This window comes from Salegentibacter maritimus, from assembly GCF_016236915.1.
In the GTDB taxonomy this organism is placed as follows: domain Bacteria; phylum Bacteroidota; class Bacteroidia; order Flavobacteriales; family Flavobacteriaceae; genus Salegentibacter; species Salegentibacter maritimus.
This window is the reverse complement of sequence record NZ_JAEHOK010000008.1, coordinates 54030-67195: the sequence shown is the minus strand read 5'-3', so window position 1 is coordinate 67195 and position 13166 is coordinate 54030. Positions and strand designations below refer to the sequence as shown.

The following is a 13166-nucleotide window of genomic DNA, read 5'->3' as shown; positions in this document are numbered from 1 at the left end:
CGTAATTTTTTAAATGAAAAAAGGAGCTTCCAGGTTGCTCCTTTTAACGCTAATTAAACTTAAACTAATAATTAAGCTTTTCTTTTAAACTCCATTTTATTTACGAGTTCCCAGTTCTGTGAACCTTCTTTTGGAATAAGAACTTGCCATTCTATATGATCTTGGTCTTTTTTTGAGATTATATGTTTAGCTTGTTTTTGTTCGCCATTTTGGGTATAGTCTTCTATAAACTCATATTCCCCGTTGCCCTTTTCTTTTATGTGAATATCAGATACTTGAATTCCGTTTGGGTTCACAGCACTAATGTAGGCCATCTCGTAAGTGTCATCTAGCGCATCATAAGCTACGATTCTTTCGCAACAGGCAGTATTACCTTCTTTGGTATGTGTGACTCTTAAAACTGACTCACCCGGTAAATAAGATATACTCTGCGTACTTTTTGGGATATCTACAGGTTGGCCATCTCTGTAGCCCGTTTGTGTTATTTCCCAGTCGCCCGTAAGAAAGTCTAATTTTCGATGCTTGTTTTCCAGACGTGCTAATTTTGAAAGTGAGGCCTGCTTCATTTCATTTCTTTCAGCTTCATCCTGTATATTTTCAGCTAACTCTGCTGATTTTTTGAAATGTTTTTTGGCTTTTTCCTTTTCTCCTTTTTCCAACAATAAATCGCCATAAGAATCGTAAGGATTGGCCTGTTCAGGATATTCTTCTATTTGCGCCTTAAAAACTAATTCTGCCGTTTCAAGGTCTTTATCTTCCATCATTAACTTGTAGCCCAATAAATTTAAAGGTTCCTGCAAACCTTCATAGGCCGCTGTTTTATGCTTTTCATACATTTTCATGGCTTCCTCAAGTCCATTACTTTTAATTTCCTGATACAATTTTTCGTCCAGGCTTGTTTTGTTTTCTTCCTGGGCAAATACTAATCCGCCACATAAAATAATGACCAGACTTATCAACTTTCTAAAAATTATTTCTTTTTTCATAATGACGTGTGTTTTGGTTTACACTTAAATTTACGCAATAATGGCTTTAAATAATTTTTGATAAATGCAGTAAATAGCTGTTAATTAGAGGTCTAATTTTAATTTTATAGTTGGGAAGCCTTAGTTTTAGTAAGATGAAGGCCTATGGGAGGTTATGGGGAACTATTTTTAAATTTGGCAGGAATTAAGGGAAATTCAGTAGTATTTTTTCTGAAGTAAAGTTGATTTTTAGCTAATATAATTCCAGATATTTTTATGTTTTGCCAATTGTGCGTAGGTAAAACGAATCACTTTGTTCTTTTCCAGTGAAAGACTGGGATCTTCTTTTAGGATTTGCATTGCGTGATGCCGTGCTAGTTTTAGAACATCATTATCTTTTACAATATCCGCAATTTTTAGATTTAAAACCCCGCTTTGTTGGGTGCCCATAATATCACCAGGCCCTCGTAATTTTAAATCAACTTCGGCTATTTCAAAACCATCATTAGTGGCGGTCATGGTTTCCAACCTGGTTTTGCTATCCTTAGATAATTTATGGCCGGTCATTAAAATACAAAAGCTTTGTTCGGCACCACGGCCTACACGTCCCCTAAGTTGGTGCAGTTGCGATAGGCCAAATCGTTCGGCACTTTCAATTATCATAACGCTGGCATTTGGCACATTTACACCCACTTCAATAACGGTGGTGGCCACCATAATTTGAGTTTCGCCGCGTACAAACCTATCCATTTCATAATCTTTGGCATCAGATTTCATTTGGCCATGCACTATAGAAATTTGCTCATTCGGGAATTCACGGGCTATACTTTCGTAACCATCCATAAGGTCTTTATAATCCATTTTTTCAGATTCCTGAATCAATGGGTAAACTATATAGATTTGCCGGCCTTTTTGTATTTCATCTTTAATAAATGCAAATACCTTAAGCCGGTTACTGTCGTAACGGTGCACGGTTTTAATGGGCTTTCTGCCGGGGGGCAGCTCATCAATTACCGAGATATCTAAATCGCCATAAAGGCTCATGGCCAGGGTTCTGGGAATAGGGGTGGCCGTCATGACCAAAATATGCGGCGGCACTTGGTTTTTTCGCCATAATTTTGCACGTTGTGCAACTCCAAATCGGTGTTGCTCGTCTATAACCGCGAGGCCTAAATTTTTAAATTTCACCTTATCTTCCAGTAAGGCGTGCGTACCAATTAGGATATCTATTTCGCCATTTTCTAATTTCTCGTGAATTTCGCGTCTGTCTTTCGTTTTAGTTGAACCGGTAAGTAAGTAAATACTGGTATCCAGATTTTTACAGAGTTCTACAAGTCCGTTGTAATGCTGAATGGCTAGGATTTCGGTAGGAGCCATTAAGCAAGCCTGGAAACCATTATCTAAAGCAATAAACATGGACATGAGTGCTACAATGGTTTTTCCTGAACCTACATCACCCTGCAGCAATCGGTTCATTTGCGCCCCGCTTCCTAAATCGGCCCTAATTTCTTTTATTACCCTTTTTTGGGCACCAGTTAGCTCAAATGGCAGGTGGTTGTTATAGAATTCACTAAAATTTTCCCCAATCGCTTCAAAAACATAACCTTTTATTTTCTGTTTTTGCAACATATTTTTAATGAGCAATTGCAGCTGGATATAAAATAGTTCCTCAAATTTTAGACGGAATTGGGCTTGCGCCAATAATTCCTGGTTTTGTGGAAAATGCACATTAAATACTGCCTGTGCTTTTGGGAGCAATTTTAATTCTGAAGTAAGTTCTTCTGAAAGCGTATCATAGAATTTACCTTTGGTTTCAATAAAAAGCTGCTGCATTATTTTATGAAACACCCGGTTGCTAATTCCAGCTTTTGCAAGTTTTTCGGTAGAGGGATAAATAGGCTGCATTGCAGTGCGAAGCTGCTTTTTGTATTCCTCTACCAGTTCCATTTCGGGATGGGGCATGCTAAAAAGTCCGTTAAACCAATTGGTTTTCCCAAAAATAACATAAGGTGTATTTATCTTTAAATTCTCCCGAATCCATTTTTGTCCCCGAAACCAAACCAATTCCATTTTACCGGTTTCATCCACAAAGTCGGCTACCAGGCGTTTGCCACGTTTTTGTTCTACCGATTTTATATGCGTGATTTTCCCCACAACCTGTACTTCGGCCGAGTTGCGTTGTAATTCATTTATTTTATAGAACCGGGTTTTATCCAGGTAACGATTTGGGAAGAAATTTATTAAATCCTGATAGGTATGAATGCCAAGTTCTTTTCGCAGTAAATCGGCCCGGTTTGGGCCAACTCCTTTTAAGTAATCTATAGGCGTTTGCAGTATATTAGCATTCATGAAAACGAAGATATTAAAATCAGTTTTTTTAGGTTGAATTTCTTTTAAAAATAAATCTGAATTTTTCTAAAGCCTTCCTTTTCTATAGTTTTTGTAATTTGCAAGGGTAGATTTTTATTATGAAATACTTCCTTTTTAGTTGGCTATTTTGTTTTTCGTGGTGTACATATAGCCAGTCGCCAATAGCAGATTCGCTAGACCAAATAAACAGTATAAATTTTCAAAAAGCAGAAGCTGAAATCCTTGTTATTCCGAAGGAAAAAAGAATTACAGGCGTAGTAAAGTATAATTTTGAAATTTTAAAACCGCTAGATTCCTTTTACATAGATGCCAGGAGTATGATTGTAGATGAGGTATTGCTTAATGAAGAGCCCGCAACATCAAGAAATAACGGAAAACGTATTTGGATAAAAAATAATCTAGCAGTTTCTGAAAAAAACACTTTGTCTTTAAAATTCTCGGCGCAGCCAAAGGAGGCCGTTTATTTTATAAATTGGGACATTCCGGAAGTAATAAATGCACCCAAACAAATCTGGACGCAGGGGCAGGGGAGATATACCTCTAATTGGCTGCCTTCCTTTGATGATCAGCGAGAGAAAATAGAGTTTGACATTTCGTACCGGTTTCCTGAAAGCCTGGAAGTAATGGCCAATGGAAAGCTTGTAGCTATTTCTAAAAACGATTCTTTAAAAAAGTGGGCCTTTGATATGCAGCGGCCTATGAGTAGTTATTTACTGGCTTTTGCAGCAGGCGATTATATAAAAGAAGAAATAAAATCTGCTTCGGGCGTTCCTTTGCAATTTTATATGCCGGTTAGCCAAAAGGAAAGGCTAGAGCCGACTTACCGTTATACCAAACAAATTTTTGATTTCCTGGAAAGTGAAATTGGTGTGGCTTACCCCTGGCAGAATTATAAACAGGCACCGGTATTGGATTTTCTTTATTCGGGAATGGAAAATACTACTGCAACGATTTTTGATAATGCTTTTATTACCGATTCTATAGCTTTTAAAGATAAAAATTATGTAGGCGTAAATGCGCATGAATTGGCCCACCAGTGGTTTGGAAATTTAGTGACGGCCCAAACAGCCAACGATCATTGGTTGCATGAAGGCTTTGCTACTTTTTATGCTTTGCTGGCAGAGCGGGAAATTTTTGGAGACGATTATTATTACTGGAAACTCTACCTATCTGCCGAACAATTAAAGGAGTTGAGCGATAAGGGTAAGGGTGAAGCAATCACTAAGGCTAAAGCAAGCTCACTTACTTACTACCAAAAAGGTGCCTGGGCTTTGCATATTTTGCGCGAAAAGGTGGGCAGGGAAGCTTTTAATACGGCCGTAAAGAATTTCCTTGTTAAATATAAGTTTAAAAGTGCCACTACCAGTAATTTTATTGCTGAAGTGGAGGCAGCGGCCAATATTGATTTATCTGATTTTATGTCAAAATGGTTAAATCAGACTGCTTTTCAGGGTTTTGTGGCCTTAAATTCTTTAAAAAACTCTGAATTTATAAAGAAGCATTTAGAAATCCTAGCATTGCAGGAAACACCCCTGGACAAAAAGGAGGCCGAACTGAGCAAGGCCTTAGATTTTCCGGTAAGCGATTATACCGGGCAGGAAGTGGTTTTTCAACTAGAGGGGCAAACTTCAGCAACAGCTATCAAGCTTTATAAAAAAGCATTTGCCACCAATAATGTGTATGTTAGGCAGGCTATTGCCAGTAGCATGGAGAGAATTCCGAAAGAACTAAAAAGTGATTTTGAATCTTTGTTAGACGACGAATCATACCTAACCAAAGAGGTGTCCCTATTAAAGTTATGGATGAATTTTCCCAAAGAAATTGCTGCTTACTTAGATAAAACCAGGGATGTAAACGGCTTTAGTAATAAAAATGTACGTATGCTCTGGTTAACTTTAAATCTTATAAGTCCGGGTTATGAACCCGGAAAACAGCAGGAAAATTATCGTGAACTTTCAGGATATACTGCAGTACATTATCCCCTGGAAGTAAGAGAAAATGCTTTTGGGTATTTATATCAAATAAATAGTTTTACCACCCAGAACTTATTAGATTTATTGCAAGGAACCCAGCATCATGCATATAGATTTAGGGACTATAGCAGGCAATTGCTTACGGCTTTATTAAAGAAAGAAGAATATCGCCAAAAATTCTTAGCTTTAGATGAACGTCTTTCTCAAAAAGAGAGGGATTATTTGCAAACTAAACTTTAATCAATGCGGGCATTGGTAATATCTGGTGGAGGGAGTAAAGGCGCTTTTGCCGGCGGTGTTGGCCAATATTTGATAGAAGAATTAAAACGGGATTACGATCTTTACCTGGGAACTTCTACCGGGAGCTTATTAATTTCTCATTTGGCATTAAATAAGTGCGAAAAGATTAAAAGAATTTATACTTCGGTAAACCAGGATAGTATTTTTAGTAATCGTCCTTTTCTTATAAAAAAACGTTACGGTTACGACCAAATTAGTATTAACCACTTTAGCGTAATTCGTAACTTTATTAAAGGCAAAAAAACATTTGGAGAAAGTAAAAACCTAAGAAAGCTTATAGCTGAAACCCTGGCCAAAGACGAGTTTTTGAAATTAAAATTTAGTAAAAAAGATATTGTGGTTACGGTTTCTAATATTTCGCTTAATACGGTAGAATATAAATCTATTAAAGATTTTGAATACGAAGAATTTTGTGAATGGATTTGGATTTCCTGTAACTATACGCCTTTTATGAGCCTGGTACAAAAAGATGGTTGTGAATATGCCGATGGCGGCCTGGGAACCATGGTGCCTATCGAAGAAGCTATTAAGAGAGGAGCAACACATATAGATGCAGTTATATTACAAACCGAAGCCACTTTTTATAATAGAATGCCTTCCAAAAATGTGTTTGGTCTCATCACTAATTTATTTAGGTTTATGTTAGATAGAATAGAAAAGCAAAACATTCAAATTGGGAAATTTGCAGCAGCAAATAAAAATGCGACCATAAATTTTTACTTTACCCCTACGGTATTAACTACCAATTCCCTTATTTTTGATGAGAAACAAATGAAAACCTGGTGGAAAACCGGCTATACTTATGCCAGGGAAAAAAGCGAGGAAATAAACCAAATTGAACCTTAATGCGTGCACTGGTCATATCGGGTGGGGGAAGTAAAGGCGCTTTTGCTGGCGGCGTTGCTCAATATTTAATTCAGGAAGAAGGCAAGAAATACGATTTATTTTTGGGCACTTCTACCGGAAGCTTATTAATTCCGCATCTTGCCATGGGGAACATTGATAAGGTTTACGATATCTACACCAATGTAAACCAGCGTAAAATTTTTAGCATAAATCCTTTTGTGGTGAAGCGAAAGGAAGGTAGGGAGTATGTAACAATTAATTATTTTAATATGTTCTGGCAATTTATTAGGAAGAAAAGAACCTTTGGGGAAAGCCAGAATCTTAGAAAACATATTAAGCGTAATTTTTCTGAAGAAAACTTTAGCCAGCTTAAAAGTCAGGTGGGAGATGTAGTAGTAACGGTCTCTAATTTGTCTAAAAATCGCGTAGAGTATAAATCTATCCACGATTTTACTTACGAGGATTTTTGCGATTGGATTTGGATAAGTTGTAATTATATCCCTTTTATGAGTTTGGCGAAAAAAGACGGATTTGAATATGCCGATGGTGGATTGGGATGCGTAGTGCCCATTCGTGAAGCCATTAAACGCGGGGCAACAGAAGTTGATGCTATAATCCTGGAAGCAGAAAATATGGAGTATAATAAAGTGCTTGGGAAAAATCCGTTTTCTTTAATGATAAATCTTTTTGGTTTTCTCCTGGATCAGGTAGAATATCACGATATCGTAGAAGGAAAACTTGCCGCTTTAAATAAAAAAGTAAAGCTAAACACCTATTATACCCCTACAAAACTAACGGAAAACTCCCTTGTTTTTAATAAAAAATTGATGGGTGAGTGGTGGCAACAAGGTTACGATCACGCCAAAGAAAAACATTTACAATTTTTGGCCACTAAAAGAAAAGGCTTTTTTGGTTTATTTTAAATAAAGCGTTTTACTTCATTTTTTAAATAAGCCAGTGCAGCTTCGGTTGGGGATTGCTTTTCTATCAGGTTTTTAAGGATTACTTCCCTTAATTTATCGGCATCGGTGACGCTTTCTTGTTGATTGGCTTTTCTAATAATGCCTATAGTCGCGTTTTTAGCTGTTTTTATATAGTCCCAGGTTTCAGTAGAAAGATAGATTTGTTGTGCTAGGTTATGCTCAAACTCCTGCTCAATAGTATGAATTAATAAGCGCTCGTAGGCTTCTTTATCATTAGAGTTTGGTTTTATTCTAAATAGTATTTTGCCGGGCGAAATCCTTTCTAAAAAGAGTGTCATTCTTTCGTAGGCCTGTAATTTTAGGGGTAGTGCCGTTTTTTGGGTTTCCCGGTGTAATAAGAAATTCCTTCTGTTTTGTTCATTTTTATTATATGAGCTAAAAAAATAAAAGGCTACTATTCCAACAATTAGGGCTGGAAGAATGGCTAATAGGATTTGCGAAAGTTCTATTTGATTCATTGGTTTTTATTATGGGGCGAAGTTTCTTTGGTTTCGGCCTCTTTAGTAATTACTTCTTTTCTTTTATAAATAGCACCCAAATTGGGATCTTTCTTGTGAACATGAACACCCTCGAAAGGTACTTTTTCTTTATGATACGAAAAAGTACCTGCAAGGCTTTTTGCCAGGTTTTGGTCGCTAAGGTTTATTTCAACGTCATCCATGGTAAATTGGCAGGGATGTTCATAACCACAAGCATGGGTCATTTCCAGCAGTTCCTTTCTAAATTTTGTAAAATAAAAATTAACACGCCGGGCTTTATCTTTTATATTGATACCCGCCTGCAACCATTTGTTTTGTGTAGCAACGCCGGTGGGGCAGGTATTGGTATGGCAGGATTGTGCCTGTATGCAGCCAATGCTCATCATAGCTTCTCGGGCTACGTTAATACAATCTGCACCCAGGGCAAATGCCATGGCGGCATTGGCAGGAAAGCCTAATTTTCCGCTCCCAATAAATACAATTCTATTAGCTATACCCTCATTTAGGAAAATTTGATATACATCGGTAAAAGCATAAATCCAGGGTAGGGACACGTGATCTGCAAAACTTGGTGGTGCAGCTCCGGTTCCTCCTTCACCACCATCAATGGTAATAAAGTCTGGACCTTTTTTTGTTTTAGACATAATAGAAGCTAACTCTTTCCATTGGTCCAGTTTTCCAACAGCCGATTTAATCCCTACGGGAAGGCCTGTTGCCTCTGCTATTTCTTCAATAAAATCTACCAGCTCCTGGGTATTGCTAAAAGCAGAATGACTTGGTGGAGACAATACGTCCTTACCAATAGGAATATTTCTTATTGCTGCTATTTCTTTAGTAATTTTTGAAGCGGGTAAAACGCCACCCTTTCCAGGTTTGGCTCCCTGGGATAATTTAATTTCTATGGCACGAATCTCTTTGTTTTCATTTACCAGTTGCACTAGTTTTTCCATAGAGAAATTACCTTCATTATCTCTAACGCCAAAGTAACCTGTTCCAAAATGAAAAACCACATCAGCTCCTTTTTGATGATAGGGTGAGAGCCCTCCTTCGCCTGTGTTATGATAGGCACCTGCTTCTTTACAGCCTTCATTTAAAGCCGCAATGGCCCTGGCCGAAAGTGATCCAAAACTCATGGCCGAAACATTAATAATTGAGGCCGGCCTAAAAGGTCTTCTTCTATTATTAAATTCGCCCATAACTTTTGCACAGGCAATAAAGCCCGGATCCAGATTATTGGGATGATCTTCTTTAAGCTTTAAAGGAAGCATGGCATTGTTGATGAATATGTAGTGGGTAGAAAAAATATCCTGGTCGGTGCCAAAGCCTTCATAGTTGTTTTCATTTTTTGCCGAAGCATAGATCCAACCGCGTTCGCTACGATTAAAAGGGAGTTCTTCGCGATTACTTGCTACGATATATTGCCGTAATTCGGGTCCAATCCCTTCAAGAATATACCTAAAGTGACCAATAATTGGGAAGTTGTGTTTAATAGTATGTTTGCGGTTAAAGAATATATCTTTAATCGCTATGAAGGCAAAAAAAATTAAAACCCATCCCCACCAGGGAATTGAACTTAAAATATCTTCCATATAATTTATTTAAATAATCCGATACCGATTTAGAGCTACTTCTTCAACTTGGTTTTCCTAATATTTATTTAGGAAGAAAGCAGGCACTTCAGTTTAAATTGAATTGGCCCAAGCTAAAGTTTTTTCATTAGTAAAACAATAAAAACCCTTTAGATACTCGATTGTTTGTTCTTCTATTTCTTTTTCATAAGCTTTGGTTTGTATTCAAAGGGGGATTGTAGGAATTTAAAGATATTAAAAACTTAGATAATCACTCTTCTAAATCTTGTTGTTTAAAACAAAGTAGAAATCGGGTTTATAATTTGTCTCATTTTGGTTAATTTCACACATTTAAAAAATTAAAGAGATTGGAATCTTATATAGCCGAATTAAATGATGCACAACGCGCACCTGTATTACAAAAGGATGGTGCCATGATTGTGATTGCAGGAGCAGGGTCTGGAAAAACTAGGGTACTTACATACCGTATTGCTTACCTAATGAGCCAGGGTGTAGATGCATTTAATATTTTGTCTTTAACCTTTACCAATAAAGCAGCTCGGGAAATGAAAACCCGTATTGCTAAAATTGTTGGAAACAGTGAAGCAAAAAATCTTTGGATGGGAACTTTTCACTCCATTTTTGCTAAAATCTTGCGTTTTGAAGCCGATAAATTAGGTTATCCTTCAAACTTTACGATTTACGATACCCAGGATTCACAAAGTGTAATTAGGTCTATTATAAAAGATATGCGCCTAGATAAAGACGTATATAAATATAAGCAGGTTTATAGCAGAATTTCTTCCTATAAAAACAGCTTAATTACCGTAAAGGCTTATTTTCAAAACCCCGAACTAAAGGAGGCCGATGCGATGGCTAAAAAGCCACGTTTGGGTGAAATCTACCAGGAATATGTAGAGCGTTGTTTTAAAGCCGGCGCTATGGATTTTGATGATTTATTGCTGAAAACAAACGAACTTTTAAATAGGTTTCCCGAAGTACTTCAGAAATACCAAAACAGGTTTAGATACATTTTGGTAGATGAGTACCAGGATACCAACCACTCACAATACCTTATTGTAAAGGCCCTTTCCGATAAGTTTCAGAATATATGTGTGGTGGGAGACGATGCTCAAAGTATTTATGCCTTCCGCGGAGCAAACATTAACAATATCCTGAATTTTCAGAAAGATTACGATAATGTGCAAATGTATAGGCTGGAACAAAATTACCGGTCTACCAAAAATATTGTGAATGCCGCCAACTCTATTATTGAAAAGAATAAAACCAAGCTGGAAAAAGTAGTTTGGACGGCGAATGATGAAGGACCTAAAATTGTAGTGAACAGGTTGCTTACCGATGGGGAAGAAGGCCGTTTTGTTGCAGGTTCTATCTTTGAAAATAAAATGCAAAATCAATTGAATAATGGCGATTTTGCTATTCTTTATCGAACCAACGCCCAAAGTAGGGCTATAGAAGATGCGCTTCGGAAAAAGGAAATTCCGTATAGAATTTATGGCGGGCTTTCATTCTACCAGCGAAAGGAGATTAAGGATGTGTTGGCCTATTTACGTTTACTTATAAATCCTAAAGATGAAGAAGCGCTAAAACGGGTAATAAATTATCCTGCCCGCGGAATTGGACAAACCACCATGGATAAATTAAGTATTGCCGGGAATCAATATGGAAAATCGATATTTGAAATCATTGAAAATATAGATCATCTTGATCTAAAGATCACTAAAAGTACTCGTGCCAAGCTTGATAATTTCGTGAATATGATTAAGAGTTTCACGATTCTTGCTGAAAATGCCGATGCTTTTACTGTGGCCGATACCGTGACCAAAAAAACCGGCTTGGTTCAGGAACTAAAGAAAGATGGTACCCCAGAGGGGATTGCCAGGATTGAAAATATTGAAGAATTATTAAACGGGATTAAAGATTTTGTAGAGGGACAAAAAGAATTGGCAGATGCCAATGGGTCTTTAGCAGAATTTCTGGAAGATGTAGCACTTGCTACCGATATGGATAAGGATACCGGTGATGACGATCGGGTTGCTTTAATGACCATTCACCTGGCAAAAGGCCTGGAGTTCCCGTATGTTTATATTGTTGGCCTGGAAGAAGATCTTTTTCCGTCAGGAATGAGTATGAACACCCGAAGTGAACTGGAGGAAGAAAGAAGATTGTTCTATGTGGCACTTACCCGCGCCGAAAAGCAGGCTTATTTAACCTATACGCAATCACGCTATCGTTGGGGAAAATTAATAGATGCAGAGCCCAGCAGGTTTATAGAAGAGGTAGATGAGCAGTATGTAGATTATATGATTCCGCAAGATGATTATAAATACAAACCGCTTATTGATACCGATATTTTTGGCGATGAGGTTGATAAAAGTAAATTACGACAAACTAAACCTAAAAAGGGAACCCCACCACCGGCCCATAAGCCCAGTGAATCTCAATTAAGAAAACTTAGAAAATTGAAGCCCGCCAGTCCCGAGCCTGAAAAAGCCAGAAATGAAATTAAACTGGAAGTTGGTAATGTTGTGGAACATATGCGATTTGGAAAAGGAAAAGTACTGGCTATAAGTGGTGTTGGACAGGATAAAAAAGCCGAGATTGATTTTGAAAATGGGGGGATTAAGAATTTGCTTTTAAGGTTTGCGAAATTAAAATTTATATCTTAAGCTTCGTTAAACTTCTGTTATATAAAGCCGCTTCAAGCGGCTTTCTTTTTATCTTCAAAAGAAAACTATGATTAGAGAAGGTAGTAAAGTTGAATGGAAATGGGGAAATGGTAAAGCGAGTGGAAAAGTGATTAAAACCTATACAGAAGAAATTACCAAAACCATAGATGGAAGTGAAATTACACGTAAAGGTGAGCCTGGGAATAAAGCCCTTTTTATTGAACAGGAAGATGGTAGTAAAGTACTGAAGCTTGAAACTGAAGTTTCTCAAGAAGATTAATTAAAACCAATTTTAGAAATATCTGCTCGAAAATTTGTAAATTTTCGAGCATTAAAATTTATAACTATGGCTGAATTACTTAGAATTTATAATGAAAATCCAAGTCAGAAACATATTAATAAAGTTGTGGAGACTTTAAGAAACGGCGGACTAATAATTTACCCTACAGATACCGTATATGGTTTGGGGTGTGATATTACCAACACCTCGGCATTGGAGAAAATTGCACAAATTAAGGGCGTAAAGCTGGAAAAAGCTAATTTCTCGTTTGTATGTGAAGATCTTAGTAATCTTTCAGATTATGTGAAGCAAATAGACTCTGCCACTTTTAAAGTGCTTAAAAGGAACCTTCCCGGTCCTTTTACCTTTATTCTGCCTGGAAACAGTAACCTGCCAAATGTTTTTAAAAAGAAGAAAACCGTGGGAATTAGAGTTCCCGATAATGCTATTTGTAAAAGTATTGTTTCTACTTTAGGAAATCCTATTGTTTCTACCTCAATCTACGACGAAGATGAGGTACTTGAGTATACCACAGATCCCGAATTGATTAAAGAAAAATGGGATCATTTAGTAGATCTTGTTATAGACGGTGGTTATGGAGATAATATTCCTTCTACAGTGGTAGATTTAACTTCTTCCCAACCTGAAGTGATAAGAGAGGGAAAAGGTAGTACCGAAAACTTATAGTTTAAATATATTTTTTAGTAAGTAT

10 protein-coding genes are annotated in these 13166 nt (G+C 37.1%); 6 read left to right on the top strand and 4 right to left on the bottom strand.

The window, feature by feature from the left end; translation table 11 throughout:
• Positions 1-71: 71 nt before the first annotated feature.
• Both I6U49_RS07705 and recG read right to left on the bottom strand, forming a co-directional pair.
• Positions 72-986: a hypothetical protein gene (locus I6U49_RS07705; protein WP_198628227.1), complete on the bottom strand. Its 915-nt coding sequence runs from the start codon at positions 984-986 to the stop codon at positions 72-74.
• A gap of 228 nt (positions 987-1214) precedes the next feature.
• The gene (gene recG, locus I6U49_RS07700; RefSeq protein ID WP_198628226.1) at positions 1215-3314 is read right to left on the bottom strand and encodes an ATP-dependent DNA helicase RecG; all 2100 of its coding nucleotides are present in this window, start codon (positions 3312-3314) and stop codon (positions 1215-1217) included.
• Between the two features lie 119 nt (positions 3315-3433).
• Between recG and I6U49_RS07695 the strand changes: the two genes are divergently transcribed.
• The 3 genes from I6U49_RS07695 to I6U49_RS07685 are packed head-to-tail and all read left to right on the top strand — an operon-like array spanning position 3434 to position 7377.
• Positions 3434-5548: a M1 family metallopeptidase gene (locus I6U49_RS07695; RefSeq protein ID WP_198628225.1), complete on the top strand. Its 2115-nt coding sequence runs from the start codon at positions 3434-3436 to the stop codon at positions 5546-5548.
• Between the two features lie 3 nt (positions 5549-5551).
• Positions 5552-6454: a patatin-like phospholipase family protein gene (locus I6U49_RS07690; protein ID WP_198628224.1), complete on the top strand. Its 903-nt coding sequence runs from the start codon at positions 5552-5554 to the stop codon at positions 6452-6454.
• Positions 6454-7377, top strand: coding sequence for a patatin-like phospholipase family protein (locus tag I6U49_RS07685; protein WP_193710553.1), 924 nt, complete (start codon positions 6454-6456; stop codon positions 7375-7377). The genes I6U49_RS07690 and I6U49_RS07685 overlap by 1 nt, the downstream gene beginning before the upstream one ends.
• Here I6U49_RS07685 and I6U49_RS07680 read toward each other — a convergent pair.
• Complete coding sequence (locus tag I6U49_RS07680) at positions 7374-7895, bottom strand: DUF7935 family protein (RefSeq protein ID WP_193710554.1); 522 nt, start codon at positions 7893-7895, stop codon at positions 7374-7376. The two genes, I6U49_RS07685 and I6U49_RS07680, sit on opposite strands and share 4 nt — an antisense overlap.
• Positions 7892-9505, bottom strand: a complete 1614-nt coding sequence (locus I6U49_RS07675) for an FMN-binding glutamate synthase family protein (protein WP_198628223.1) — start codon at positions 9503-9505, stop codon at positions 7892-7894. The genes I6U49_RS07680 and I6U49_RS07675 overlap by 4 nt, the downstream gene beginning before the upstream one ends.
• 347 nt (positions 9506-9852) lie before the next feature.
• On the opposite strand from I6U49_RS07675, the gene I6U49_RS07670 reads away from it, so the two are divergent.
• The 3 genes from I6U49_RS07670 (at position 9853) to I6U49_RS07660 (ending at position 13141) form a co-directional block, all read left to right on the top strand.
• Positions 9853-12174, top strand: coding sequence for an ATP-dependent helicase (locus I6U49_RS07670; protein WP_198628222.1), 2322 nt, complete (start codon positions 9853-9855; stop codon positions 12172-12174).
• A gap of 67 nt (positions 12175-12241) precedes the next feature.
• On the top strand, positions 12242-12454 hold the full coding sequence (locus I6U49_RS07665; protein ID WP_198628221.1) for a hypervirulence associated TUDOR domain-containing protein: 213 nt from the start codon (positions 12242-12244) through the stop codon (positions 12452-12454).
• 66 nt (positions 12455-12520) lie between these two features.
• Entirely contained in the window at positions 12521-13141 is a 621-nt protein-coding gene (locus tag I6U49_RS07660; protein WP_198628220.1) for an L-threonylcarbamoyladenylate synthase, read from the top strand.
• Positions 13142-13166 lie beyond the last annotated feature (25 nt).

What these genes read in the sequence shown, in the direction of transcription:
- I6U49_RS07680 (WP_193710554.1), bottom strand. Translation starts at nt 7,895, where the DNA reads ATGAATCAAATAGAACTTTCGCAAATCCTATTAGCCATTCTTCCAGCC.
- I6U49_RS07695 (WP_198628225.1), top strand. Translation starts at nt 3,434, where the DNA reads ATGAAATACTTCCTTTTTAGTTGGCTATTTTGTTTTTCGTGGTGTACA.
- I6U49_RS07690 (WP_198628224.1), top strand. Translation starts at nt 5,552, where the DNA reads ATGCGGGCATTGGTAATATCTGGTGGAGGGAGTAAAGGCGCTTTTGCC.
- recG (WP_198628226.1), bottom strand. Translation starts at nt 3,314, where the DNA reads ATGAATGCTAATATACTGCAAACGCCTATAGATTACTTAAAAGGAGTT.
- I6U49_RS07660 (WP_198628220.1), top strand. Translation starts at nt 12,521, where the DNA reads ATGGCTGAATTACTTAGAATTTATAATGAAAATCCAAGTCAGAAACAT.
- I6U49_RS07705 (WP_198628227.1), bottom strand. Translation starts at nt 986, where the DNA reads ATGAAAAAAGAAATAATTTTTAGAAAGTTGATAAGTCTGGTCATTATT.
- I6U49_RS07665 (WP_198628221.1), top strand. Translation starts at nt 12,242, where the DNA reads ATGATTAGAGAAGGTAGTAAAGTTGAATGGAAATGGGGAAATGGTAAA.
- I6U49_RS07685 (WP_193710553.1), top strand. Translation starts at nt 6,454, where the DNA reads ATGCGTGCACTGGTCATATCGGGTGGGGGAAGTAAAGGCGCTTTTGCT.
- I6U49_RS07675 (WP_198628223.1), bottom strand. Translation starts at nt 9,505, where the DNA reads ATGGAAGATATTTTAAGTTCAATTCCCTGGTGGGGATGGGTTTTAATT.